This is a genomic window from Pseudomonas sp. c313, from assembly GCF_055407145.1.
The window spans coordinates 51,856-78,534 of record NZ_JBUZRD010000009.1; the positions used below are offsets into that span (position 1 = coordinate 51,856).

Genomic DNA, 26,679 nt, shown 5'->3' on the forward strand with positions numbered 1-26,679 from the left:
TTTTCCTAAAAAAGCATATCGGGGGCGGAAAGAGACTGGTCGTGCCGTACTATTCACCTGAACGCAGAGCCGCATTACTCAAGATGCTGCTTCCCCCACTGAACCTGTCGATGGCCGAGGTTTCCCGGCGCGAAGGGGTCAGCGAAATGTCTTTGTCCAACTGGCGCAAGCAGCTCAGTTCTGAAGGAAGTGCAGTGTCCGAAAACAAGCAATCGGCTCAGAACTGGTCAGCCGAAACCAAGTTTGCTGTCGTCCTTGAAGCGTCCGGTTTGTCCGAGATCGACCTGGGCGAGTATTGCTGCCGCAAAGGCCTTTACCCCGAGCAAATCACTGCCTGGCGACAAGCCTTCATCACCGGCCAGAAATCGGAAAAGGCCCAGCAAAAAGAAGATCGGGAGCAGTCTCGCAAAGATAAGAAACGCATCCAGGAACTGGAGCGCGAACTGCGCCGCAAAGACAAGGCACTCGCTGAAACAGCGGCGTTGTTGGTGCTGCGAAAAAAGCTCAACGACTACTGGGGGACCGACAACGAGGACAATTGACGTCTTTGCCGCAGCGGCAGTTACTCGTTGACTGGCTGAGCCAAGCGGTCGCGACGGGAGCCAGAAAAATCAGGGCCTGTCGGGAAATTGGTCTATCGCTTCGGACCTTGCAGCGGTGGACTGAAACAGACGTTATCCAGGCCGATGCCCGAACGACTGTCACACGACCAACGCCGCGTAATGCGCTGAGTGAGGTCGAGCGACAGGCGATTGTGACGCTGTGCAACAGCCCGGAGTACGCCCACCTGCCGCCGAGCCAGATCGTGCCGCGCCTGGCCGATCAAGGGCGCTATCTGGCGTCGGAGGCGACGTTTTATCGCGTCTTGCGAGCGACGGGTCAACAGCAACATCGAGGCCGTAGTCAGCGCCCCAGGCGGTACGCAGCACCGACGACGCATGCAGCCAAAGCGCCCAATCAGGTGTGGTCATGGGACATCACGTATTTGCCATCGCCGATACGCGGCAAGTATTACTACCTCTATCTGATCGAGGATATTTACAGCCGCAAGGCCGTGGGCTGGGAGGTCTACGACGAGGAAAGCGGCGAGAAAGCCGCCGCGCTGCTACAACGCAGCGTGATCGGCGAGCAGTGTTTACGCGAACCGCTGGTGCTGCACTCGGACAACGGCGCGCCGATGAAATCGGTGACGCTGTTGAGCAAGATGTATGAACTGGGCATTACGCCTTCGCGGGGACGACCGCGGGTCAGCAACGACAATCCGTACTCGGAGTCGCTGTTTAGAACACTGAAATACTGCCCGCAATGGCCGCAGGATGGTTTTGCCAGTTTGGACGCCGCACGCGCTTGGGTGAAGGATTTCATGCGCTGGTACAACACCGAGTACCGGCATAGCCGAATCCGGTTCGTCACACCGGCTGAGCGGCATCGAGGACTGGACCATCAGGTCTTGGCCCGGCGACATGAGCTGTACGAACGAGCCAAAGAGAAAAAGCCTGAGCGGTGGTCGGGTCGAACACGTAACTGGGAGCCGATCGGCACCGTGCTGTTGAACCCGGATCGAGAGCAACAGGTTGAGAAAAGAGCGGCATAGTTAGACGGTTGATGCGACAACTACCTTGAAAAACGCCGCGTCCTCCATATCAACGGGGGCGACATGAACGCAGCATTCTGGGTGCGCATCCATGATTGACTGCTTTGCCCGGGAGAGACCGTCGATATGTTGGGCGATCAAAATCAGATCCATACCGCATGAAGCCAGATATTTGGCAATAGCGTAGCCAATCCCACGACTGGCGCCCGTTATTATGGCCGTTTTTTTCATATGATCGCCTTGAGGCTGTTGTTTAGCCATTTAACCTGCTCAAAATCTACTACCGGGTGCTTGCCAAAAGCATTCCTTTGGACCTTATCCCCCTACACCTATTGCCCCAAGGACAGATCATCGAAATCATTGAGCTGGCAACTTTTCCAACGCTGAACGCAGTTCATCAGCATTGGTAAACTCCTGCTGGGCCACCAGGATTCCGTTATCCAGTTGCAGCCACAGCACCTTATCTTCTGCACCTGGGTAATTAACCGCGACACTACCATCGCGGTCGAGGACGACACGGTAGCTATAATTACGCATGGCCGGGATCGCGATAAATTTTCCGATCAACGAAGGCATACGCTGCACATCAGCGAGAAAGGCAACATTGCGTGCTTCCAGATAGCCTTTGGGTTGATCTTCCAACGCGGCCTTTACCAACTTGGAGCCGTCCATATTTCGAGCTACCAGCAAGACGTGGGTTTTCGCGTCCAGGGTATAGGGTTGGTCGTGCTGATCTTGTAAGGTCCAGGGTGTCAGGCGTTCACCCATATTGGCCGCCAAGGCCTGCATGGACAGCGCACTCAATAGCAGCACAAGTACAATTCTCACCGTTTAATACCTCTTGTTTCAGGTTGTATATTCGAGTCGTGTTTAGCCTGATAGGCGCCAGGCATAAGAGAGGGCATGGTATCTGCGCAAACGGGATAACGACACTTGCATTGTTACAGGTCGTGTCGAGGACATGTTTGGCCTAGAGTTTTCGACGAACTGAGAGGGTTTTCATCTGTGTCGTACCGTGGAAAAAACACAGCATGGCGCAGGTCAAGGGGACGTTATAGGTGGCTGAGCTGGAGGTTACGTTGCGCGTAGGTAACGAGTTCGAAGGGAAGACCGAGTTGTTCACCCACGAGGCCAACACGTTAAGCACGCTTCAGGCTGAACTGGACGCGACGAAGATGGCACGGAAAAAATACAGGTTCATTGAGGTCGTTTCGGTCAAGCCTGCGAAGTAGAGATAAATATCCTACGCGATCGGACCACCGATCAGCGGCCGCAAGGGTATCCATCAACTGGCCTCGAATTGGCGGACACGGCGGCTTGATGACCGTCCAAAGGTGCAGTTTATTGGTCCGGCGCCCTCATGATCCCTGGCAAGGCGCCGATAGCCCCAGATGATACTGTGTTTGCCGTTCGCCTAGGGCGCCGGTTCTCTTACTCCTCAAGGAGACGGCCATGCGCCTGCTGCCTGTAAAAATCATGCCGCGCTTCAGCTTGGCGATGGGCGCCATCGTGCTGGTCACCGCCGGCTCCATCTACGCGGTGATGGTGCTCAGTGGCGAGCCCAAGCTGATCGCGTCGAATACCCAGAGCGCGCAGCAATCGGCGGTGGCCATCGCGCGCCAGTTGAGCATCAAGCTAGCCGAAATCGACGGACGGGTGGGTGCTATGGCCAGCCTCGGCGCGACCCTGCCCAACGACGTGGAACTGATCAAGCCGAGCCTTGCGCGCATCATCGACTCCCAGGGCGACGCGGCGGTGGCCGGTGGTGGCCTCTGGCCCGAGCCGAATGCCTTCACTCCCGGTGTCGAAAGGCGGAGCTTCTACTGGGCGCGCAACCAGAGCAGCCTGGGCTACTCCGAGGAATACAACGCGCCACAGGCTGAGGCCTACCATGCAGCCGACTGGTACGCCCAGGGGAAGGCCGGCAAAGATGGCCACTGCAACTGGTCGGACGCCTATGAGGACCCGGTTAGCAAGATCCTGATGACCACCTGCAGCATCGGCTACACCCGCGATCAGCGCTTCGCCGGGGTCGCTACCATCGACCTGACCCTCACCGGTCTGGCAGACTTTCTCAAGGCAAACGGCAACGTGACCGGCGGCTATGCCTTCGCCCTGGACGCCTCAGGCAAGGTGCTCTATTTCCCAGTCGGCCAAGGTCAGGCTGTAGCCGACGAAACCGGCTTGCTGAACAGCGCGCCATGGTTCAACAGCGTGACGCAATGGCGCAAGACCGGCCAGCAGCAGGCGCATACCTTCGCCATTGAGGACGACAGCCGACTCGGCTCGGCCGGCTACGTCAGCCTGACGGGCATCAACGCCAGTGGCTGGGTGATTGGCCTAGTCACGCCGAAAGCACAGATGACCGCGATCGCCAGCCGCCTGACCATCGACATCCTCACTACCCTGGTACCAGTGCTGCTGCTTATTTTCGGCTTGGCATGGCTAGCGGGGCGCACGTTGCTAAGGCAGATCGACGAAACCACTCTGCAAATCAACCGTCTGGGCGAGCAGCAAGGCGCCGGCGCGGCCGAGCTGGAGATTCTGCGTGCGGATGAAATCGGCCTGCTGCGCGGCGCGGTCAACCGCTACGCCGGCAGCCTCCGGCTGATGCTACGCACAATTGCCGATGAGTCCTCGAAGCTGCTGCGCCAAGCCGACGACGTTGCGCGGTTGTCGGTAGTCATGACCGAGCGGGCGGAGACCCAGCGCCTGGACAACACCTTGCTCGCCACCGCTGTAACGGAAATGTCGTCGAGTGCCCAGGAGGTCGCACACACCACCAGCGACTGTTCCAACACTGCCGAGAAATCCCTCGGCACAGCGCGCGAAAGCCAGGGCCACGTGACCCAGAACAGCCAGGCCATCGTCTCCCTGAGCAGCGACATCGGCAGCGTGGCCACCGCGATCACCCGCCTCGGCCAGGATATCGAAGGGGTTAGCGGAGTACTCGACGTAATCAAGTCGATCTCCGCGCAGACCAACCTGCTCGCGCTCAATGCCGCCATCGAGGCCGCCCGGGCCGGCGAACAGGGCCGCGGCTTCGCCGTGGTGGCCGACGAGGTGCGCACCCTGGCTGGACGCACCCAGGTTTCGGCGGACGAAATCCAACAGATGATCGCCGAATTGCGCCAGGCTTCGGTCACCGCCGTCAGCACCATGGTCGCCGGCCAGGAGCGTACCCGTTCGGTGGTGGCCCAGGCCGATCTGCTGGCGACCTCGCTGGGCACCACGGTGCTCGGCTTCGACGATATCGTTCAGCGCACGCAGCAGATTGCCGTGGCGGCCCAGGAACAGAGCCATGTGACTCAGGAAATCAATGAGCTGGCCGTACGCATCCATACCGCCAGCGAGGAAGGCGCCCGCGACGCGGCCAGCCTAAGCACCCTCAGCCAGGGCATGCAGGCCTTGTCGCAGCGCCTGGGCGGCATGAGCCGTCAGTGAGATGAGCGCATGAACCGCCCGTATTGAGTCCTAAGTGTCACCGCCAATGTAAAAGTGCCCCCCCATTGTGCTAGCGGTGATTTTGACACTCCATTGGAGCGCGACGGGCGCACAGCTGAGCGTGGGTGAACTGGCCGCCGGCTTGCCGCAAATCGGCGACTTCCTTTCACGCACCGCCCCACCCGATCTGAGCATTCTCCCTCGACTGGTAGCACCGGCCATCGAAACACTGCAAATCGCACTCTGGGGAACATTGCTTGGGGTGTTGCTGGCGATTCCGCTGTCGTTTCTTGCGGCTCGCAACCTCAGTCGAAATCGCCTGGTCTTCCACACCACTCGTCAGTTCCTCAATTTCACCCGCAGCATCAACGAGTTGATCCTGGCGTTGATATTTGTTTCGGCGGTTGGCCTGGGGCCCTTCCCCGGCGTGCCCGCGCTGGCACTGCATGACCTAGGTATGCTTGGAAAGTTTTTTGCCGAAAGCATCGAGGAGATCGACCAAGGCCCTATTGAGGCGCTGCAGGCAACTGGTGCACGGCCGTTGCAGGTCATCGTATTTGGCGTGTTGCCACAAGTCATTACGGCCTGGATTGCAGTGGTCCTTTATCGCTTCGAAGTCAATCTGCGTTCCGCCACCGTGCTCGGCATGGTCGGTGCCGGCGGCCTTGGATTTGAGTTGGAGAGCAGCCTCAAGCTTTTCAAATACCAGGAAACCGCGACCTGCATCATCGTCATCACGCTCATGGTGATCGTTGCCGATGCGGTGTCCAGTAGGTTGCGCAACGCCATCCAGCGCGGGGCGCATCACTAAACACTGCACGAGCAACAAGCGTCCCAATGGACGTGCTATCGGTTCAGCCGATCAAAGCCTGCGAATTATCGATTTGAGCTGTTGCTGAAGGGCCCCGACTATGGGGGCCACTTACAACAACAAAAATAAAGGACCCGCCATGACTGCCCGATTCCACAATCCAGTTGATACCCGTTTCGGCTGGGGCAGCCTTCTCGAGCTTGCCGAAATCACCGAAAACCAGAAAGTCGCCCTTGTGACATTTCCCGAAGCTCGTGGGCTGGGATTGGTCGATCGTATTCAAGACCTGCTGGGCGATCGACTTGTGTATATCGTCGAGGACGTCCAACCCAATCCAGACGTAGCTCAGCTGCGTGATACCTATGAACGTTTCTGGCAGCAGGCCGGCGAATGCCACGCAGTCATTGCAGTGGGCGGCGGTAGCGCCATCGATACTGCGAAGGCGCTGATCGTGGGCACTGAGTCTGGCCGCTTCGATGAATTGCTCGCGTTGTTGGCGGCAGGTAAACCGTTCGTCCCGGCACGCAGCAAAGTACTGATTGCTGCTCCGACCACAGCGGGTACCGGCAGCGAAGTTACACCTTGGGCGACGATCTGGGATTCGGCCAACCACAAAAAATACTCGCTGCACTTGGAATGCACCTGGCCAAAGGTAGCCATCGTCGACCCGCAGTTGATGCTTACGGTTCCAGGCAGTGTCACGGTGTCTACGGGGCTGGACGCGCTGTCGCATGCATTGGAGTCGATCTGGAACATCAATGCCAATCCGGTTTCGGACACCTTCGCCATTTCCGCGATTGAGGACATCCTTGAATGCCTGCCGCTGCTGCGTCGTGACCTGTCCAGCAAGGAGTTGCGCTCACGCATGGCATTGGCCGCTCTTAAGGCAGGGTTGGCATTCTCCAATACCAAAACTGCGTTGGCCCATTCCATTTCCTACGAAATGACCCTGCACTATGGTCTGCCGCACGGTATCGCCTGCTCCTTTACCCTACCGCTGGTGCTGGGCCTTGCCTGGGGCCACGACGAAGCGCGCGACCGAACCCTTCAACGAATATTCGGCAACGACCTGAAAAAAGCCCAAAGCCAGTTGCGTGAATTCCTGCATAGCCTGGACGTTAAAACGGAGTTTTCCGACTACGGTGTAACGGCATCGAAAGCCGAGGAAATGATCAATTTTGCCATGCAGGGCGCCAGGGGCAAAAACTTCATCGGTTCTAAAGCTGCTTAGAGCCGGACAATCCTACCAAGCACTGTCAGCGGCATGCGAGCCGCGACGATTTCCTGCTGCACCCACAAAAGAGTGCACCCGCCGACGCCAATCGACGGGACCGAACAATAATAAGGAAAAGATCATGAATCGTGCCCAAACCATGCCTGCTCTCACAACATCCACCTCATCTTTCCGATTCGCCCAGTGGCGCATGCTGCTGGCTGCGATGTTCTGTTACTTGTTCTTCTACACCGGCAGGCAAACATTCGGTTTCGCCATTCCGGGGATCCAGGCCGAGTTCGGTTTTACCAAAGAGCACCTGGGGTGGGTATCGGCTGCAATGCTTTGGGCCTATGCCATTGGCCAGGCAATAAACGGTAACTTGGCCGATAAGTTCGGCGGCCGCCGCATCATGACGTTGGGTGCCGTACTGTCCTGCGGCGCTAACTGGGTGACCAGTTTCGCCAGTAACTTTACCGCGCTGATCCTTCCTTGGGGTATCAACGGATACTTCCAGGCGTTGGGCTGGGCACCGGGTAGCCGACTCATCTCCAACTGGTGGAGTACCGGCGAGCGCGGCAAGGTGTACGGGTTATATGTTTTTGCCGCCGGTTGTGCCTCGGTTCTTTCGTACGTGACCTCCATCGTCGTGCTTGAGGTGATGCATCTGGAATGGCGATGGATCTTCCGCTTGCCGGTATTGCTGATGCTGGCAGGAGGCATCATCTTCTATCTGGTGGCGCGTGAACGTCCACAGGACCTGGGTTTCGAGCCCCTCGCCGATACGGGTGTCGCCAACGCCGATGACAAAAACCATGAGGTGGCCCACGGCGAAGTCGAAACTTCCGCGCAACGCTACAAAGCCGTCCTGAAGAACTTTCGTTTGATCATCGCCGCCGTGTCCCTGGGCTTCCAGAACGCTGCACGCTACGGCTTGATCGTCTGGGTGCCGGTGCACTTTCTGGGTGCCAATTGGAAAAGCGGCGATAGCATGATCGATCCGAAGTGGATCACCGTCGCCCTGCCCGTCGGCATGGCTATCGGCGCCCTCAGCAATGGCTGGATATCGGACAAGCTGTTCGGTTCCAAACGCTACCTGGCGATCATGCTTTACATGGTCCTAGGCGCGGCAACCAGCCTGTGGATGTGGACCCTTGCACCTCACAGCGCAACCGGTCTGGTGGCACTGTTCCTTTGCGGTTTCTTCGTTTATGGCCCGGCGTCGAGTTTCTGGGCACTGTGTCCTGACCTGGTCGGGGCTAAACGGGCCGGCACCGCAACCGGCGTGATGAATTTCTCGTCCTATCTGTTCGCAGGTCTGGCGGAACCGCTGATTGGCAGTATGCTCGACAGTACCGGCAACACGTCTTTGATCTTCATCGTGGTCACGGCTGCCTGCCTGAGCAGTGCCGCGGTCGCGCTGTTTATCAGACGTTGAGTGTTCTACACAGAGGCTTAAATCAACAACGCCGGCTCATGAACGGGATCTTCTATGTACCAGTACCACAAGTGGCTACGTTCCTTTCATGCGGTGGCGAAGACCGGCAGCTTCACCCTCGCCGCCGAGTACCTGAGCGTCGGCCAGCCGACAGTTAGCGAACAGGTCAACGCGCTGGAGAAAAAATTTTCCGTGGAACTGTTCCACCGTCGTGGCCGCTTTATCGAAATGAGCTCGGCGGGACACAAGCTCTATGCGATCACCCAGGGCCTGTTTGGTCAGGAGGATGAAGCCGTGCAACTTTTGCAGAGTTTCAAGCAACGCAAAACCGGCATGTTGCGCCTGGGTGCAGTTTCGCCGCCCATTGCGATGAACCTGACTTACGAACTGATGCAGCGCCATCCGGACATCGAACTTGAAACCTCGTTCTCACCGGAGAAAGAGACACTGGATCGCCTGTTCAACTTCGACATCGACGTGGCCATTCTGGCGTTATCAGAGTTCGATCAACGCTTTGACACACAGCTTTACAGACGCTGCCCGATCATTGCCGTAGTGCGCGATGACCATCCGTGGGCAGCGCAGAAAGAGGTGCACGTCGAGCAGATCCGCGATGAGAAATGGATCCTTCGGGAGAAAAGCTCACGCACTCGCCAGTTGGTGGAGGAAAGCTGCAAACGCCTCGATGTCGACTTGAACTGCATTATGCAATTGAACAGTCGCGAAGCCATTGTCCATGCCATCACCAAAGGCATCGGCATCGGTTTCGTGTCAGCCGTCGAATATGCGCAAACACCAGGCACAAAACCGATCACCTTTGTTAACCACCCGTTTTCCATCGACTACCACCTGTGCTGCCTCGGTATTCGTAGAAACCGGCCGATGATCGCTGAGTTGTTCGACTCAAGCCCAACGCCGTCCATTTGATTCTGTAACGCACTTGAACATTTGACAGGCCTACTTCTCGGTCACGAGAGGGACGGCCTTCCCATACTCAAAAGTGGAGATTTACCATGCATTACAAACAACCCGATCAACTGCAAGCCGTGGTTCTGGACTGGGCAGGCACCGTTGTTGATTTCGGTTCCTTTGCCCCGACGCAGATCTTTGTCGAGGCCTTCGCCGAGTTCGGAGTCGCGGTCTCTCTGGAAGAGGCCCGCGGACCGATGGGCATGGGCAAGTGGGACCACATCCGCACGCTGTGCAACGATCCACAGATCGCCGACCGCTACCATGCCGCCTTTGGCCGCCTGCCCACTGATGAAGATGTCACCGCCCTCTACGAGCGCTTCATGCCGTTGCAGATCGAAAAAATCGCCTTGCACTCGGCGTTGATTCCCGGTGCTCTCGATACGATCAACACCTTGCGCGACAACGGCTTGAAAATTGGCTCGTGCTCGGGTTACCCCGCCGTGGTCATGGCCAAAGTGGTCGAACTGGCGCGCAAGAACGGCTATGTCGCTGACCATGTTGTAGCGACTGACGAAGTGCCCAATGGTCGTCCGCACCCGGCGCAGGCCCTGGCCAACGTGATCGCTTTGGGCATCAGCGATGTCGCCGCTTGCGTCAAGGTCGACGACACCTGGCCAGGCATCCTTGAAGGCCGCAGCGCTGGCATGTGGACGGTCGCATTGACCTGCTCCGGCAATGCTCTGGGCCTGACTTATGAGCAATACAAGGACTTGCCCTCCGATAAGCTTACCGAAGAGCGGGCGCGCATCATCAAGATGTTCGAAGGCTCTCGCCCGCACTACCTGATCGACACTATCGTCGATCTACCTGCAGTCATTGAAGACATCAATGCTCGTCTGGCACGTGGTGAAACGCCTCAGGGTTCCTGAACCTGTGCGGCTTATGCCGCTGGCAGTGGCCGCCCATGGGCGGCCGCTTTGCCGGGTTTGTTTAATTAAGCAACAACCAAAGATCCACAAATGCCGATTTAAGGAACACTCGGGCGGTGGGAGTATTCGAAGCCATGATTTCGATCCTGCACTTGATCCGTCGCCCTCTGCGCCCTTACCTCCCGAAGGTGCGAGCCCGTCTTTGCGAAAACCCCCTGCTCAATATTATTCTGGCCTTCTGGGCGCTGTGGCATTGCCGTCACGCGCGCCCACCAGATAGAGCCCTCGCATCGACTTGATTCCATTGGCCTGAACACGGCCGATTTCAATGCGAGAAGGAATGATCCCATGACTGCAGCTATGCGCAATGTCATTGGTGCTGCCCAGCGCAGCGCCTCCTATTACACCGCCAGCCTCAATGACCCAATCCAGTACCCAACATTACAAGGTCAACTCAGCGTCGACGTTGTGATTATCGGTGGCGGCTTTACCGGTGTTGCCACCGCCGTAGAGTTGGCCGAACGAGGGCTCAAGGTCGCCATTGTCGAAGCCAACCGTATCGGCTGGGGTGCCAGCGGGCGCAACGGCGGCCAAGTCACCGGCAGTCTGTCGGGCGATACGGCCATGCGCCAACAGATGCGCAAGCGCCTGGGCGATGAAGTGGATGATTTCATCTGGCACCTGCGCTGGCGAGGCCATCAAATCATCGAGAACCGGGTGAACAAATACGCAATTGCCTGCGACCTCAAGCATGGTCATCTGCATGCAGCGATGAAACCTTCCCACGTGATGGAACTGCAAGCCTTCCACGAAGAAGCACAACGACGCGGCATGGGTGATCAGGTCACCCTGCTCGATCAGGATGGCGTGCGACAGCATTTGGACAGTGAACTGTATCTGGGCGCCCTGAAAAACACGCGCAATTTGCACCTGCATCCGCTGAACCTATGCCTGGGAGAGGCTCGCGCCGCGTACAGCCTTGGCGCATTGATCTTCGAGAACTCCGAGGTGTTGGAGATCGTCCATGGTAACCGACCCGCCGTTATCACATCTAAGGGCCGGATCGATGCGGGCCAGGTTCTGCTAGCCGGCGACGTCTATCACAAGCTCGAGCGCAAACAGCTAAAGGGCAAAATTTTTCCGGCCATGGGCGCGATTGTGACCACTGCTCCGCTGGGCGAGTTGGCGCGCAAGATCAACCCGCACGACCTGGCTGTTTATGACTGTCGATTCGTCCTTGATTACTACCGCCTCACGGACGATGGTCGATTATTGTTCGGCGGCGGAGCCAACTATTCTGGACGCGACTCGCGAGACATCGCCGCCGAACTTCGCCCGTGCATCGAACGCACTTTCCCGGCCCTGAAGGGCGTGGACATCGAGTTCCAGTGGAGTTGTGCGATGGGGATTGTGATGAATCGCATTCCGCAGTTGGGCAAGGTTTCGGACAATGTTTGGTATTGCCAAGGCTATTCAGGGCACGGTATCGCTACAAGCCACATCATGGGAGAGATAATGGCAGAGGCGTTGACAGGCACTTTGGCAAAATTTGATACCTTTGCCGGGTGCAAGCACATCAAGGTGCCGCTGGGCGATATGCTCGGTAATCCGATGCTGTCGGTGGGGATGTGGTACTACCAGATGCTGGAAAAGCTTCTCTGATAGCCAATAAAGAGAATCCCTACCTGAAAGGTATCTTGGATGTAGTCGTCACAGGTGTGCCTCCCGTAGCGTTTAAAAAATCGTCTTTCAACTCTGTTTCAACGAGGGGCCAGGGAAAACGGTTTCCAGCAACTGCCAGCCGGGGGTGCGTAAAAAAAATGCGCCGTTCGTTAAGGGTCGGGATCTCAGTCGTTCTGTAGGCAATGCCAAGGTGCTCAAGCTTTGCCTTGAACACGTCGTAGTCCTTCATTCGGAAACCGACATGGTCAATAAGTTCGGCGGCGCGCAGCAGGCCTTGGCCGCGCGCTTCGATGATATGAACCAGAGGCTCACCATTGCTGTACAACCAATGGCCAAGGGTTGTGCTTTTTTCAATGGGACGGCGACCTTCCTCCAGATCAAAGACTTGCATCATAAAGTCGCGAGTCCCACGGAGGTCTCGGGTACGCAGGGTGACGTGATCGATAAACATCGATAGGCTCCAATCGCCCCTGTCCGGAAAACATATTACGGCCAATCCGGATAATCGATAGTCGAGAGTGCCAATCCTTTTCCTGGATTAAACAGCCTCCATAAAACGCCTGAATTATCAGGCAGCGCTTATGCTCCGGTGCGTGTCGATCAGTTGTAGTACCACGCTAGGGTCGGCCAGAGTCGAGATATCCCCCAACCCATCGTACTCAGCGGTCGCAATCTTGCGCAGAATCCGCCGCATGATCTTGCCCGAACGCGTCTTCGGAAGCCCCGGTGCCCACTGGATCACGTCCGGTGAAGCAATTGGCCCGATCTCTTTACGCACCCAGTTCTTCAACTCCAGGCGCAGCTGCTCGCTCGGCTCTTCGCCACCGATCAAGGTCACATACACATAAATGCCCTGGCCCTTGATGTCGTGCGGCACACCCACCACCGCGGCCTCGGCGACTTTCGGGTGAGCAACCATCGCGCTCTCGATCTCGGCGGTACCCATACGGTGGCCGGAAACGTTCAGCACGTCATCCACGCGACCGGTGATCCAGTAGTAACCATCCTCGTCACGACGGGCACCGTCACCGGTGAAGTACATGCCACGGAAGGTCTTGAAGTAAGTGTCGACGAAACGGTCATGGTCGCCATACAGCGTGCGCGCCTGGCCTGGCCACGAATCGAGAATCACCAGGTTGCCCTCAACGGCGCCTTCCAGAATATTACCCAGGTTGTCCACCAGCGCCGGCACCACGCCGAAGAACGGACGAGCCGCCGAACCAGGTTTCAAGCCATGCGCGCCCGGCAACGGGCTCATCATGTTGCCGCCGGTTTCGGTCTGCCACCAGGTGTCGACGATCGGGCAGCGCGACTGGCCGACCTTCTTGTAGTACCAATCCCAGGCTTCCGGGTTGATCGGCTCACCCACCGAACCCAGCAGGCGCAGGCTGCTGCCGTCAGCGCCTTCGACTGCAGCGTTACCCGCCGCCATCATTGCGCGGATCGCCGTTGGCGCGGTGTAGAGGATGTTGACCTTGTGCTTGTCGACGATCTTCGCCACCCGGGTGATGTCCGGGTAGTTCGGCACGCCTTCGAACAGCACCGTGGTCGCGCCATTGGCCAGCGGGCCGTAGACAATGTAAGTGTGGCCGGTGACCCAGCCGACGTCGGCGGTGCACCAGTAGACTTCTCCCGGGCGGTAGTCGAACACGCGCTCGTGGGTCATGGCCGCATACAGCAAATAACCGCCAGTGGTGTGCTGCACGCCTTTAGGCTTGCCGGTAGAACCGGAGGTGTAGAGGATGAACAGCGCTTCTTCAGCGCCCATCTCTTTCGGCGCGCAGACACTGCCCGCCACTTTCATCAGGTCTTCGTACCAGATGTCGCGATGCTGGTTCCACTTGATGTTGCCACCGGTGCGCTTGCACACGATGACCTTCTGAATGCTGCTGGTTTCCGGGTTGGTCAGCGCGTCGTCGACGTTGGACTTGAGCGGGATCTTCTTGCCGGCACGAATGCCTTCGTCGGCAGTGATCACCACTTTGGATTTGCAGTCGATGATGCGACCGGCCAGGGCTTCCGGCGAGAAGCCACCGAACACCACCGAGTGAATCGCGCCGATGCGGGTGCAGGCCAGCATGGCGACCACGGCTTCGGGGATCATCGGCATATAGATCGTCACCACGTCGCCGCGGTGCACATCCTGGCCGCGCAAGGCGTTGGCGAACTTGCAGACTTGTTCGTGGAGCTCGCGGTAGGTGATGTTGCGGCTCTCGGCCGGATCATCGCCCTCCCAGATAATCGCGATTTGATCGCCGCGCTCGGCCAGGTGACGGTCGAGGCAGTTGTAGGAAACGTTCAGGGTGCCGTCGGCGAACCATTTGATGTCGACATGGTGATCGTCGAAGGAAGTCTGCTTCACCGTGGTGAAAGGCTTGATCCAGTAGAGGCGCTGGGCTTGTTCGCGCCAGAAGCCGTCCGGGTTGACGACCGACTGCTGGTACATGGCCTTATAGGTGGCCTCGTCAGTCAGCGTATTGGCTGCTACCTCGGGACGAACGGGATACAAAGAAGCCGCACTCATCTTTCTTACCTCGGTGGAATAGTTGTTTTTTGTGATCTGAAACTGCGCATTACATAGTCATTCATCATTGATACGGGCCGCCTTTCGCGGCGGCCGATGCCGTATTTAGCCAGGGGTAATGTCATTCAATTGCGTACTTCAAATCCTGAAACGGCTGAGAAGTCTGTCTTGCTCGCCTACATGTTCCCCCATCACTGAACATTGGCGGACCTGCTTCTCGGCACCGCCGAATACTTCAAGACTGATATCGCGGATGTTGGTCGTGTTGCGATTGATTTCCTCGGTCGTAGCACTCTGTTCTTCAGCGGCAGCGGCAATCTGCAGATTCATATCATTGATGCGGTAAATGGCTTCACGTATGCGCTCGAGCGTTTCATTTGCTGCATAGGCATCCCCTGCAGTCTTACTGGCGGTGTCGCGGCTCTGCTGCATACGCACTTGGGCGTGTTTCACACCCGTCTGCAATTGATCAATCATCAGGCGTATTTCCTGAGTGGATTGTTGAGTGCGTGAAGCCAGTGAGCGCACCTCATCAGCCACCACAGCAAACCCGCGTCCCGATTCACCAGCGCGTGCCGCCTCAATGGCTGCATTGAGCGCAAGAAGGTTGGTTTGGTCGGCGATGCTGGTGATGACCGCCACGATTGATTCGATGCTTTGACTGAGCGTGGACAACTCATTGATGGCATGACCTGTACTGTCCATCTCCTCAGCCAGACGCTTGATCGCCCCGGTTGACTTGGAGACCAGCGCCACTCCGTCTTCGGTTTCCTCGTTGGCAGCGATCGCCGCAACAGCTGCAGCTTGAGCATTTCGCGCAACGTCTTCGGCGGTCGAGGCCATCTCCTGCATGGCGGTGGACAGTTGATCCAGCTCCTGCAACTGGATCTGTACACGGTTGGCCGCCTGATCCGCTTCAGATGAAGTGGTTGCGGTGCTCTCGCGGACTTGTTGCGAGCTGCTCTTCACATCACCAATGAGCGTTTTCAGGTTCTGCAGAAACCGGTTGAACTCTCCGGAGACCCTTGCAATTTCATCATCGCCACGCACGGGTAATTGCCGGGTAAGGTCGCCGTCCCCGCGATTGATATCGGCGAGCGACTCTTGGAGTTGCTGCAGTGGCCAGAGCAGTCGCTTCACTAACAGGCCTAACAGAAGCAGGCTGATTATCACACCGAGCACGGTACCCATGACGGCTCGCCAGCTCAGCACATGGGCTGCGGCCATAACGATGTCCTGGTCAAGTACAACCCCGATATACCAATCCATACCCTTGAGCCGGGAAAGCGGTATGAAGGACACCAGAAGTGTCTTATGTCCTACCTTGATCTCTTGGATCTGACCGTTCAGTGGAGGCTGGGCCCCACCGAAAATCTCTGTGTAGGATTGACCGTTTAGCTGGGCGTCCGGGTGGGAAATGATGTTGCCGTTTCGACTTAACAGGAACGCATAGCCAGCCCCACTGAAATCAAGCGTATTGACGGCCTCGGCCACCGTATTCAAACGCAGGTCCCCACCTAGCACCCCGACAAACTGATTGGCATCGGTGATCCTGGCAACGGCCGAAATCAGGATGTCCCCGGTAGTGGAGTCTTTGTAGGGTTCGGTTAGAACGGCCTGCGTAGCACCTTTACCGGTCGCATACCAAGGGCGTAAGCGTCCATCGTAGTCAGGTTTTGGATTCCAGGAGGCAGAGTTCTTGATAGGTTTGCCATCGGACTCCAGCGCACCGAAAACCAGCTCGAATTCATTCTTCAGTGTTGGGGAATTGATGATGCGTTGAGTGGCTTGCGGATTGTACTGGCTGTCGACGGTTTGGACCGTCAGGTCCATCAGCCGAAGTTTCGCGTTCAGCCAGTTTTCTATCTGCCGTGCCACGGCATTGCTCGATTGGGAGATGCCCTCCTCGACTTGCGTGCGCAGAATGGTACGAACCTGACTGACTTGGACCAGAGACAGCAAACTGGTTGTTATGAACAGCACGCAGGCAGCCACAAGGCTTACCTTGTAACGGATTTTCATCGAGGACTCCGAAGGTTCGATAGCAATCAATTCGTACGTGAGCAACCGTTCCTGTAAGAGCCTGCGATCTGTTGATCCTGATCTTTAAAATCAAAAAAATCGCAGCCTGCGGCAGCTCCTACAGGTTCAGCATCACAGGATTTCGCGCGGGGTTAGAAGAACCCCAACGGATTGATGTCGTAGCTCACCAACAGGTTTTTGGTCTGCTGATAGTGATCGAGCATCATTTTGTGGGTCTCACGACCAACGCCAGACTTTTTGTAACCACCAAACGCGGCATGCGCCGGGTACAGGTGATAGCAGTTGGTCCACACACGACCGGCCTTGATGGCGCGGCCCATGCGGTAGGCGCGGTTGATGTCACGGGTCCAAAGGCCGGCACCCAGGCCGAACTCGGTGTCGTTGGCGATGGCCAGGGCTTCGGCTTCGTCCTTGAAGGTGGTGATGCTCACCACCGGGCCAAAGATTTCTTCCTGGAACACGCGCATTTTGTTGGTGCCCTTGAGCAGGGTCGGCTGGATGTAATACCCGGTCGCCAGGTTGCCCTCGAGTTTTTCCACCTTGCCGCCAGTCAGCAGCTCCGCGCCTTCGCCCTTGGCAATTTCCAGGTACGAAAGAATCTTGTCGAACTGCTGCTCGGACGCCTGTGCGCCGACCATGGTGTCGGTGTCCAGCGGGTCGCCCCGCTTGATCTGCAGGACTTTTTTCATCACCACTTTCATGAAGTCGTCGTAGATCGACTCCTGTACCAGTGCGCGGGACGGGCAGGTGCAGACTTCGCCCTGGTTGAAGAACGCCAGCACCAGGCCTTCAGCGGCCTTTTCAATGAAGGTTTCTTCAGCGTCCATGATGTCGGCGAAGAAGATGTTCGGCGACTTGCCGCCCAGCTCCACGGTGGACGGGATGATATTTTCGGCGGCGCATTTCATGATGTGCGAGCCCACCGGGGTCGAGCCGGTAAACGCAATCTTGGCGATGCGTTTGCTGGTGGCGAGCGCTTCGCCGGCTTCCTTGCCAAAACCTTGCACGACGTTCAGCACGCCCGGCGGCAGCAGGTCGCCGATCAGCTCCATCAGCACGGTAATGCCCAGTGGCGTCTGCTCGGCCGGCTTGAGCACCACGCAGTTACCGGCGGCCAGGGCCGGGGCGAGTTTCCAGGCCGCCATCAGGATCGGGAAGTTCCACGGGATGATCTGCCCGACCACGCCCAACGGTTCATGGAAGTGATAGGCCGCGGTGTGTTCGTTGATTTCGGCCGAGCTGCCTTCCTGCGCACGGATGCAACCGGCGTAGTAGCGGAAGTGATCCACGGCCAGCGGGATGTCGGCGTTGAGGGTTTCACGCACGGCTTTACCGTTGTCCCAGGTTTCGGTGACGGCCAGCAGTTCGAGGTTCTGCTCGATGCGGTCGGCGATTTTCAGCAGCGCCAAAGAGCGGTCCTGCACCGAGGTTTTGCCCCAGGCATCGGCCGCCGCATGGGCCGCGTCCAGGGCCCTGTCGATGTCTTCGGCCGTGGAGCGCGGGAATTCGGCAATCGGTTGGCCATTCACGGGCGAGGTAGTGATGAAGTACTGACCTTTGATCGGCGCGACGAACTCTCCGCCGATGTAGTTACCGTAACGGGACTTGAAGGAAACGATGGCACCGGGAGTGCCTGGGTGGGCGTAGTTCATGGTGGGGTTCTCTTATTGTTTTTGGTTGCGACCGCCCGTGGGACGGCCACTGTCAATTGCACAAGCCCTACAGGGTCAGGAGCCCTGAGGGGTTTCTCCACGTGCCAGGCGGGCATTGATGTCTTCGATGACTGCCGGCAAATCAACTATGGTGTCGATCAGATAGTGCGGGCGAGAACCTTCGAACATCTTGATGATGCGCGCCCGTTCTTCGGCCAGCTTGTCGGAGGACAGCGCCTTGTACAGGTCGTAGGTCAAGCCGAGTGCATTGCCGGAGCAGGTCAGCGCGACGGTCCACATACCCGCGCTACGACCTTCGAGAATACCGGGCCAGGTGTCATCGACCTTCACGCAAGCCGCGACATCACTGATGCCCAAGGCGATAACATTAGCCAAGGCCTGAGCCGGGTGCGGGCGACCATTGGGCACTTCGTCGGTCGCTACAACGTGGTCGGCGACGTAGCCGTTCTTCCGAGCCAGCTCCACCACCTTCGCCATGACGACAGCCGGATAACCGGAACATGAGCCGATCTTCAGGCCGTTGTCGCGTAAGGTGTTGATGGTGTCGAGAGCACCGGGAATCAGCGCCGAGTGCAGGGCGATCTTTTCGATCTGCAACGGCATGAAGCGCTCGTAGAGGGCGGTGACATCCTCATCAGTTGGCAGGCGGCCGAAGGCGGCCCGGTAACGTTCGGCGATCTGTGGCTCGTTGCACAGCGTGCGGATGTGATCCCACTTGCCCATGCCCATCGGACCGCGCGCTTCTTCCAGGGAGACGGCAACGCCGAATTCACCGAAGGCTTCGACGAAGATTTGAGTCGGTGCGAAAGAACCGAAGTCAACGACGGTGCCCGCCCAGTCCAGAACCACGGCTTGCAGTTGGGTAGGTTGTTTGTAGTGCATGATGATCGCTCCAGCGAAGGGTAAGTTGGTAGTACGAGTTCAGCTGTTAGTGCCGGCGATGACCGGTTGTACCGGGGTCGATACCAACTGCGCGTTTTCCACTGTTTTCGGGCGGCTGTTCCAGAAGGGCACCAATATCAGACTGGCCAGAAGCGCCGAGGCAGTGAACACCAGGAATATGGTGGTGGTGTCGAAGTAGCCGGGCAGCAAGCCGCCAAGAATGGCACCTACCGAACCGCAGCCGTTGACGAAGCCTGCGGAGGAGGCCGCTCCGTCCTTGCTACCGAAATCAATGGCAGCCGAGCCGCTCAACATCGAATCCGGCCCGTAGAGGGTCAGGCCCATCATGAATAGCAGGCCGACCACCATGTAAAGACTGCCGCTCTGCATCGCGGGGACAAACAGCCCCAGGCAGATGGTGAGGACAACCAGGCTAAGGACACAGGCCGGCATACGACGAGCGCCGAAGTACTTATCTGATGCGATACCGATAAGGATCGGGCCCACCAGGCCCGCCAATTCGAAGGCGGTGGGTACGATGGCAGATGCGACTTTGCCGATCTCAGGCATCCGTTCGTAGATGATTACTGGGCCCCACAGGAGAATTGCATAGCGCGCGGGCTTAAGCATGAAATAGGCAAGGCCGAGAATCAGCACGGTTCGATTTTTCATCACTGCGCGCAAGCCAGCCCACATACTTTCGCGCGGAACTATGACGTTGCTGATGGGGTCGATCTCGATCTCGACAGGAGGCAGACCTACGTCCTCCGGCCGGTTGCGTTGCAGGAAAAAGAACAATACCGCCACCACCAGCACTACCACAGCACTGCTGATGAACGACATGCGCCAGTCGTGGAAGACCTGATAGGCCCACCAACCGGCAAACGGAGTTGCCACCAGACCGCCAAAGGCGTAGCAGGTACACCAGTAACCCATTACACGGCCACGTTCACCAGTACTGAAGAAACTGCCGAGGTTCTTACATAGGCCTGACCAGCCGGTGGACTGAGCAAGGCCCTGTACCAGCATGCAGGAGACGAATATCGGTAAAGTGGCATAGGTGCCCATGAGCAGTGCCGCCAGCGCTGAGATAACCAGGCCGCTGAGCACAACGATCCTCGGTCCGAAGCGGTCGGCAAAATTGCCCCAAAGAAACTGGCCTAAGGCATAAGCGGCCAAGTAGAGGGCGTCGAGATTGGCCATCATGGCCTTTTCGAGCATGAAGCTTGGGTCCTCGCCAATACCGAGCTTGGCGACAGAGAAAGCTTTGCGGGTGAAGTAGAAGGCGGCATAGGCCACCCAGGTGATGAGGAAAACCTGCACGCGCCAACGCTGGAGAGATTTCCAGCCGCTTGCGAGAGGGCTTGTGGTGTTTTTGTTCATGGTGTTCTGATCCCGTATGTGGTGCCAGACAGCGCAAATTGGTCGGTTTTTGTTTTTGTTTTCGGTGCACAAGTCTGTCCAAACGCACGACATCGATTAGATGACCGTGAGAGTGGCATCAGGCTTTAAGTTATAAATGACTGCGGTCGCTGACTCCTGCCCGGCGCTGCCGAGCGATAAGTCACCGTATCCATGGTTTTAAAAAAAAGATCCCTGCCGCCAAGGCGCTACCCATAGACCTTGGCTCGAACCGGCAGAGACCTTAAAAGGGGTCGATCAGGCTGCCGGTTTTGGCATGTCCACGCCCATTGCGACAAGACTGTCAGCGATGGCGCGTAGCAGTTGGTGGACGATGTATTCGTCGATCTGACCGATGCAGCCGATGCGGAAGCTTTCGGCCTCCGTCAGCTTGCCCGGGTAAATGATGAATTGGCGGGTCTTGAGCTCATCGTAGAAGCGCATGAACTCGAAGTTTGGATGCTCGGGGCAAAAGAAAGTGGTGATGATCGGCGACAGCCAGCAGTCTTCCAGCAGGGTCCGGAATCCCAGTTCACGCATGCCGGTCACCAGGACGTCGCGGTTGCGTGTATAGCGCGCCAGACGACCCTGCACTCCGCCTTCGATCGTGTGCAGTTCGAGGGCTTTGTGGAAGGCCACCACGCTGTGAGTTGGCGGAGTGAAGCGCCACTGACCGGTGCGCTCCATGTAGACCCACTGCTCGTAGAGGTCCAGGGACAGGGAGTTGGCTCGGCCCTTGGCAGACTCCAATACCGAGCGGCGGATGATCACGAAGCCGAAGCCAGGAATACCTTCGATGCATTTGTTGGCCGAAGACACCAGCACATCAAAGGCAATGTCTTTGACGGTTACCGGCACAGCGCCGAAAGTGCTCATGGCGTCGATAATCAGGCTTTTGCCGTGGGCCTTTACCACGTCGGAAATCTCACGCAGCGGGTTGAGGATGCCGGAACTGGTTTCGCAGTGAACCAGAAAGACGTGGGTCACATCCGGATTTGATTTGAGCAGAGCATCGACTTCATCAGGCTGCGGCGGCAGGTAGTCACCTTTGTCTAAAGTGATGTATGCCCTGCCAAGGTATTCCAGCGTTTTGGTGGCGCGCTGGCCATAAGCGCCATTCATCAGCACCAGCGCTTTGCCATCACGCGGGATGGCGGTGGCCAGCGCCGCCTCTACTGAGTAGCTACCGCTACCTTGCAGCGGCACGCAAGCAAAACTGTCGTCCTGCACCCCTGCCATGCCAAGAAGGTTCTGGCGAACTTCGGCGGTGACTTGGTTGAAGGCACCATCCCATGAACCCCAATCGCGAAGCATGGCTTCTTTGGTCGCTTTGGAGGTGGTCAGGGGGCCTGGTGTCAGCAGGTAAGGTTCACCCAGAGCAGGTTTTTCCAGTGGCTGGGTCATCGGGAACTCGGCTTTGGTCATGATCTTCTCCGGCGGTTTTGTTGTTGTGAGGAGTGATGCCTTGGATTTGATTTATCACGCAGAAAAATGACCGGTAAACAGAAAACTGAAAAAAACAGCCCGATAATGAATTCAGCGCTCATCCGCTCGAAAGCAATGTTAGTTAATAGTCAGTAAAGACAATGAGATAGGAAGAATTTTCTGGTGGGGAAGCATCGAATTCCGCAGCGCAAAATTGCCTATGAATCCATAGGTCTTCTGCGCGACAAGGCCACTAGACGCTGTCTTCAGGTCCCGTAATGATCGACTCTCATCAATGGTATTGGTTTTTCCGATGCGGACCTTGGAGTAACCGATTTGAGCGACCTGCCTACCAATGTCATCGTCGACATCGAACTCCGCATGTCGCAAGTGATCAGGCGTATGCACAACTCAAACTCAGGCATTAAGATAGCTACTGACTTCCTGGCCTATTCGACCGGGTCGACCTAAAGCCAGAGCGCGAATAATGCTTGAATCGGAACTCAAAGCTTTCTACATGGTTGCCCAATTAGGCAGCGTGACCCTCGCCGCCAGGAAGCTGGGGCTGAGCCAACCCACGGTGACCAACCAGATTCGCCAGCTGGAAAGTCAGTTTGCAGTCGAGCTGTTTTATCGGGGTGGCAGGCGTCTGACTCTCAGCGAGACCGGTACCCGGTTATTGCCACTGATCAAGCCGATGATCTCCCATGGTTTGAACATCGAATTCTTTTTGACCAACGCCAGCAGCAAAGCCGGGAAACTTCGCATCGGTGCCACCGCGCCCTACTACATCCTGGATCTGTTAAAAGCTTTTCGCGAACAGCATGAAGTGCGAGTCAGTCTGGAGTTGGGCAACTCACAACAGATGATTAATGCGCTGGATGAGTACCGGGTCGATCTGGTGACGTCCTCTCAGCAACTGACTGACCCGCGACTGTTTTGTCTGCCATTGGGGCAAGATCCGTTGGTACTAGTAGCTCATCGAAGCCATCCGCTGGCGAACCAAAGCCGCATCTCTTTAAGCTCGATCGAACATCATTGTGTGCTCATGCGGGAACACGGCTCTCACACCCGCCAACTCACTGAAGACATGCTTGTACAAGCACAGATCAAGCTTGAGAACGTCATCGAGATTGGCAGTCGGGAGGCCATTCGGGAGGCGGTGTTGCGTAACATCGGGGTGAGCATCATTGCTCGCAACGAAGTGCCTGACAGTCAGGAGTTACGCATCGTGACGATTCATCAAGCCGCCTTGCTCGACGAGTTTCTCTACTGCCTGAAAGAGCGACGCGCTGCACGTCTGATTGACGATTTCCTGCAAGTGGCGCAAAAACGCTTCGTCAAGCGGCGAACTTGATCAGCACAATGCCCAAGGTAACGGCAACGGCGGCAATCAATCGACGACGACCGAATGGCTCTTTGAACAGGAGCGTGGCAATCACCGCGCCGATGATCACACTGCTCTCGCGCAATGCGGCGATTTTCGCCACGTTTTCCAGAGTCATCGCCCAGAGCACCAGCGCATATGCTGCGCAGTAGGTCAGCCCACCAAACACCGACACTCGCCAATGGCCCTGCACATGCTGGAGCAGCGCTTGGCGCCGTCGCCTCGCGGCAAAAAGCGGGATCGGCACGCTAAGTATCAAGGTGAAGTACACCAGATAAGAAAGCACTCCCTGAGCGCTCCGCACCCCTTGAGCATCAATGACCGTGTACAAGGCCACACACACGCCAGCGGCCAAAGCATTACGCGGCGCCTGCCACTGTTCTGTCACGCGTAACAGGCTAAGAACCCCAAGCGACAAGATAACTACGCCAGTCAAGCCCAGCGGTGACAAGGTCTCCCCAAGCCACAGGGTCGCAAACACCACCACCAGCAAAGGTGGCAAACCGCGAACCAGTGGGTACACCTGGCCGAAATCGCCAAAGTGGTAAGCCCTGATCAAGAAGTAGCGATAGAACAGGTTGACCGCGACGGACAGCCCGATCAGCCCCCATACCGGCACTGCAGGTGCCTCGACAAAGGGCAAGGCGATCAACGCGACAATAAACGCGACACTGTCGACCATTGCCATCGAGGAGAGTCGATCGTTACTGGATTTGACAACGGCGTTCCAACTGGCGTGCATGAAGGCAGAAATCAGTACCAGCAGTGTGGCCAGATTGGCGTCGGACATGGGGTGGCTCACTCTAGGAAAGCCGCCAGCATGCCAACCACAAACTCATCAATCCAATCGGTTATTGGGTGGTTTGGTATCAGTAGAACTGATTTATCCATCTCGACTCAGTTCGTTGGTAATCGACCTTCACGGCCCCGGGCTCGGTCCTAAGACGCAAAAGACCTATGGATTCATAGGCATTTTTGCGCAGTGAAAGCAGATGTATCCCGGACGCGGGGATCATTCTATCTAATTGTTTTTAATAGCTATTGGTTACAATATAACTCCAATCAATGAGTGCCAAATTCGTTATGTAGCTGTTTTTTTTCAGTTTTATATTTGCTGGTCATTTTTGTGCGTGATACACGCAAATCCAAGCGAGCTAACTTCCGTACTCGCCCAAGTCGATCTCGGACAAACCGGACGCTTCAAGGACGACAGCAAACTTGGTTTCGGCTGACCAGTTCTGAGCCGATTGCTTGTTTTCGGACACTGCACTTCCTTCAGAACTGAGCTGCTTGCGCCAGTTGGACAAAGACATTTCGCTGACCCCTTCGCGCCGGGAAACCTCGGCCATCGACAGGTTCAGTGGGGGAAGCAGCATCTTGAGTAATGCGGCTCTGCGTTCAGGTGAATAGTACGGCACGACCAGTCTCTTTCCGCCCCCGATATGCTTTTTTAGGAAAAACCGGAGAGGCGACAACTATCCTGACACCGGGGATGCTGCCAAACATCAAAGTTGCAGATATTTTATTTACGCTCACTTATAACGCTCCGATTTTTTATAATTTTTAAGTAACAGAAGCAACAAAGAAATCTTCCACGCCAACGCAGCACACACGAACCCCACGCAGCGTTTGCTAACGCGAATGCATCAACTTAATATGCACAACTGGAATGCCTTTCATCTTATCTACTGGTGTAATCCATCTTTCTGGCTCCAGATGGATCAGGAAGTATTTTTAATCCTGGCGAACGTCCCCTTACGCCGTTTACGTTAATGTCGTTCAACACCTAAAATTGCATTATGGTCATTAAGCGCGGTATTCAGGGCTGTGGAATGAAGGCCCGTTTGGTTTTAGCCGGATTCCCTCACGAAGTCTTTTCCACGGAATGTCCGCAGGATCCGCTGTCATGGGCCCAGGCGCTTTGGCAACGAGTATTTGGTCGGCAATCGGCGCGAAATCGGCCCGGAAATGAACAGAGCTTTTGTTAACCAGTACACTCATTTGCTCGGGTTCTATACCTGCTATCCGATACAAATTCCTGTCCAGCATCTGACATTTACCAGAGCTAACAGCAACCTTCACTCCCCCGATTTTCAAGCATGCAACAGGCCCCACATCAACCTCCATGCCATTCATCATGGGGCCTGCAAAACGACAGCGGCCATCGGATAGATGCATTACTTCAAAGCGCCCCTGCAAAGGACTATCGCCCAGTGCACCCGACTGTCCCCCCAGCGCTATTTCAATGAAACCGCCTACCCCGGCTGCAATGGCGGACTGAACTGCTGCCGGGTCATAAAGCAATCCTACGGCGGCATTAGTAGCACCGTGTTTAATGAGTGCTTTAAGCATTCCTGTTGTGTTCGAATCCCCGCCTGCTCCCGGGTTGTCTTGGGTATCGGCAATGACGATTGGACGCTGAGCGGTTTCTGCTAATGTCATTGCTCGGAGCACTGCTTCGTCCGGGAGCAGGAAAGGTACTTCCCACTGATCCTCCTCCCCCACTACCTTTTTATAAAGGACAGCGACAGCAGCCTTGATCGCTTGCCTGTCTGTTCCATAACCCCAGATAACCGGCCCACACTCCTCGAAATCAGCAGCCGGAAAGCCTGGAGTAAATGACAATGAAAGACCTTCGGACTCAAGGTGTTCTAATTGCTCGTAAAGGCTTCGTGCTGGATCCATGAGCGTGCACATCCCGTTTATCGGGATCAGGAAAGGGAGTCGCAGGCTCTCGCAATGCAGTTTTCCCGAACGGAGCCGCAATTCAAGTAATTTGGCGGCTCGTGCGCCAGTATCAGCCATATCCACGTGGGGATAAGTACGAAATGCAACCATTGCATCTGCGTGGTTGAGCATCAACTCAGTAACATTAGCGTGTAAATCCAAAGATACGACTATCGGAATATCCTGGCCGACAACAGCTCGCAGCCGAGCTAGGAGCGTTCCTTCTCCGTCGTCCGTATGTTCGGCAACCATCGCGCCATGCAAGTCTAGATATATACCGTCGATTGCTTCGTTTGCAGCGGCCTTTATGATTTCATCGGTAATGCGGTCGTAGGTCTCTTGAGTAACATGCGCGGATGGACTGGCTCCAGCCCAGATCACCGGGACTACTTCATAGCCCAAGCGCTCTGCTTCAATCAGAAACCCGCCTGCCGGAATATTAACATTCCGAAGCTCCAACATCTCAACGCCTCTTACCATCTGAGGAAAACCTTCACCCCTGACAAAATTCTCATATTCAGCTTTGGAGGGCGCGAACGTATTTGTTTCGTGTTGAAAACCAGCGATCAGAATTCGATATGTCATGGCTATTA

Annotated in this window: 19 protein-coding genes and 4 pseudogenes; 10 read left to right on the plus strand and 13 right to left on the minus strand. The window is 56.6% G+C overall.

Annotated features, from left to right (window positions below; genetic code table 11):
* The first annotated feature begins 41 nt into the window (after window positions 1–41).
* A protein-coding gene (locus ACZRKZ_RS21380; RefSeq protein WP_463982678.1) for an IS3 family transposase occupies window positions 42–1,594 on the plus strand; the annotation gives its coding sequence in 2 pieces (ribosomal slippage) (window positions 42–504 and window positions 504–1,594; 1,554 coding nt in all).
* Here the strand turns inward: ACZRKZ_RS21380 and ACZRKZ_RS21385 are convergent.
* Entirely contained in the window at window positions 1,595–1,855 is a 261-nt protein-coding gene (locus ACZRKZ_RS21385) for an SDR family NAD(P)-dependent oxidoreductase (RefSeq protein ID WP_463982679.1), read from the minus strand.
* A gap of 96 nt (window positions 1,856–1,951) precedes the next feature.
* Window positions 1,952–2,422: an FAD/FMN-containing dehydrogenase gene (locus ACZRKZ_RS21390; RefSeq protein ID WP_133102831.1), complete on the minus strand. Its 471-nt coding sequence runs from the start codon at window positions 2,420–2,422 to the stop codon at window positions 1,952–1,954.
* 837 nt (window positions 2,423–3,259) lie between these two features.
* Here ACZRKZ_RS21390 and ACZRKZ_RS21395 point away from each other — a divergent pair.
* From ACZRKZ_RS21395 to ACZRKZ_RS21430, 8 genes and pseudogenes are all read left to right on the plus strand, one after another.
* A pseudogene (locus ACZRKZ_RS21395) lies at window positions 3,260–3,649 on the plus strand (cache domain-containing protein); the annotation flags it as partial.
* A gap of 159 nt (window positions 3,650–3,808) precedes the next feature.
* Entirely contained in the window at window positions 3,809–5,038 is a 1,230-nt protein-coding gene (locus ACZRKZ_RS21400) for a methyl-accepting chemotaxis protein (RefSeq protein ID WP_463982737.1), read from the plus strand.
* A gap of 64 nt (window positions 5,039–5,102) precedes the next feature.
* Window positions 5,103–5,849: pseudogene (gene phnE / locus ACZRKZ_RS21405) on the plus strand (phosphonate ABC transporter, permease protein PhnE); the annotation flags it as partial.
* 139 nt (window positions 5,850–5,988) lie between these two features.
* A complete protein-coding gene (psrA, locus tag ACZRKZ_RS21410) occupies window positions 5,989–7,080 on the plus strand; it encodes an iron-containing alcohol dehydrogenase PsrA (protein ID WP_463982738.1) in 1,092 nt (363 codons plus the stop codon).
* 124 nt (window positions 7,081–7,204) lie between these two features.
* The gene (locus ACZRKZ_RS21415) at window positions 7,205–8,500 is read left to right on the plus strand and encodes an MFS transporter (protein WP_463982680.1); all 1,296 of its coding nucleotides are present in this window, start codon (window positions 7,205–7,207) and stop codon (window positions 8,498–8,500) included.
* 54 nt (window positions 8,501–8,554) lie between these two features.
* Window positions 8,555–9,427, plus strand: coding sequence for a LysR substrate-binding domain-containing protein (locus tag ACZRKZ_RS21420; RefSeq protein ID WP_463982681.1), 873 nt, complete (start codon window positions 8,555–8,557; stop codon window positions 9,425–9,427).
* 86 nt (window positions 9,428–9,513) lie between these two features.
* Window positions 9,514–10,341 (plus strand): phosphonoacetaldehyde hydrolase, encoded by an 828-nt coding sequence (gene phnX / locus ACZRKZ_RS21425; RefSeq protein WP_463982682.1) that lies wholly within the window; start codon window positions 9,514–9,516, stop codon window positions 10,339–10,341.
* Window positions 10,342–10,701: 360 nt separating this feature from the next.
* Complete coding sequence (locus ACZRKZ_RS21430) at window positions 10,702–12,003, plus strand: NAD(P)/FAD-dependent oxidoreductase (RefSeq protein ID WP_463982739.1); 1,302 nt, start codon at window positions 10,702–10,704, stop codon at window positions 12,001–12,003.
* A gap of 19 nt (window positions 12,004–12,022) precedes the next feature.
* On the opposite strand, the gene ACZRKZ_RS21435 is transcribed toward ACZRKZ_RS21430, so the two are convergent.
* The 8 genes and pseudogenes from ACZRKZ_RS21435 to ACZRKZ_RS21470 form a co-directional block, all read right to left on the minus strand.
* The gene (locus ACZRKZ_RS21435; RefSeq protein ID WP_463982683.1) at window positions 12,023–12,475 is read right to left on the minus strand and encodes a VOC family protein; all 453 of its coding nucleotides are present in this window, start codon (window positions 12,473–12,475) and stop codon (window positions 12,023–12,025) included.
* Between the two features lie 117 nt (window positions 12,476–12,592).
* Complete coding sequence (acs, locus tag ACZRKZ_RS21440; protein WP_463982684.1) at window positions 12,593–14,548, minus strand: acetate--CoA ligase; 1,956 nt, start codon at window positions 14,546–14,548, stop codon at window positions 12,593–12,595.
* A gap of 138 nt (window positions 14,549–14,686) precedes the next feature.
* Window positions 14,687–15,400, minus strand: coding sequence for a methyl-accepting chemotaxis protein (locus tag ACZRKZ_RS21445; protein ID WP_463982740.1), 714 nt, complete (start codon window positions 15,398–15,400; stop codon window positions 14,687–14,689).
* Between the two features lie 144 nt (window positions 15,401–15,544).
* Window positions 15,545–16,570: pseudogene (locus ACZRKZ_RS21450) on the minus strand (HAMP domain-containing protein); the annotation flags it as partial.
* A 152-nt stretch (window positions 16,571–16,722) separates the two neighbouring features.
* A complete protein-coding gene (gene exaC / locus ACZRKZ_RS21455) occupies window positions 16,723–18,243 on the minus strand; it encodes an acetaldehyde dehydrogenase ExaC (RefSeq protein WP_463982685.1) in 1,521 nt (506 codons plus the stop codon).
* Between the two features lie 75 nt (window positions 18,244–18,318).
* Window positions 18,319–19,146 (minus strand): phosphonoacetaldehyde hydrolase, encoded by an 828-nt coding sequence (gene phnX / locus ACZRKZ_RS21460; protein WP_463982686.1) that lies wholly within the window; start codon window positions 19,144–19,146, stop codon window positions 18,319–18,321.
* A gap of 39 nt (window positions 19,147–19,185) precedes the next feature.
* Window positions 19,186–20,529, minus strand: coding sequence for an MFS transporter (locus ACZRKZ_RS21465; RefSeq protein WP_463982687.1), 1,344 nt, complete (start codon window positions 20,527–20,529; stop codon window positions 19,186–19,188).
* 276 nt (window positions 20,530–20,805) lie between these two features.
* Window positions 20,806–21,972 carry a 2-aminoethylphosphonate--pyruvate transaminase gene (locus tag ACZRKZ_RS21470; RefSeq protein WP_463982688.1) on the minus strand — a complete coding sequence of 389 codons (1,167 nt, stop codon included), beginning with the start codon at window positions 21,970–21,972 and terminating at the stop codon, window positions 20,806–20,808.
* A 487-nt stretch (window positions 21,973–22,459) separates the two neighbouring features.
* On the opposite strand from ACZRKZ_RS21470, the gene ACZRKZ_RS21475 reads away from it, so the two are divergent.
* Window positions 22,460–23,329, plus strand: coding sequence for a LysR substrate-binding domain-containing protein (locus ACZRKZ_RS21475; protein WP_463982689.1), 870 nt, complete (start codon window positions 22,460–22,462; stop codon window positions 23,327–23,329).
* Here ACZRKZ_RS21475 and ACZRKZ_RS21480 read toward each other — a convergent pair.
* The 3 genes and pseudogenes from ACZRKZ_RS21480 to ACZRKZ_RS21490 form a co-directional block, all read right to left on the minus strand.
* On the minus strand, window positions 23,313–24,149 hold the full coding sequence (locus ACZRKZ_RS21480) for an EamA family transporter (RefSeq protein WP_463982690.1): 837 nt from the start codon (window positions 24,147–24,149) through the stop codon (window positions 23,313–23,315). The two genes, ACZRKZ_RS21475 and ACZRKZ_RS21480, sit on opposite strands and share 17 nt — an antisense overlap.
* A 373-nt stretch (window positions 24,150–24,522) precedes the next feature.
* Window positions 24,523–24,777, minus strand: a pseudogene (locus ACZRKZ_RS21485) (transposase); the annotation flags it as partial.
* A gap of 388 nt (window positions 24,778–25,165) precedes the next feature.
* Window positions 25,166–26,671 (minus strand): M81 family metallopeptidase, encoded by a 1,506-nt coding sequence (locus ACZRKZ_RS21490; protein WP_463982691.1) that lies wholly within the window; start codon window positions 26,669–26,671, stop codon window positions 25,166–25,168.
* Between the last annotated feature and the right edge of the window lie 8 nt (window positions 26,672–26,679).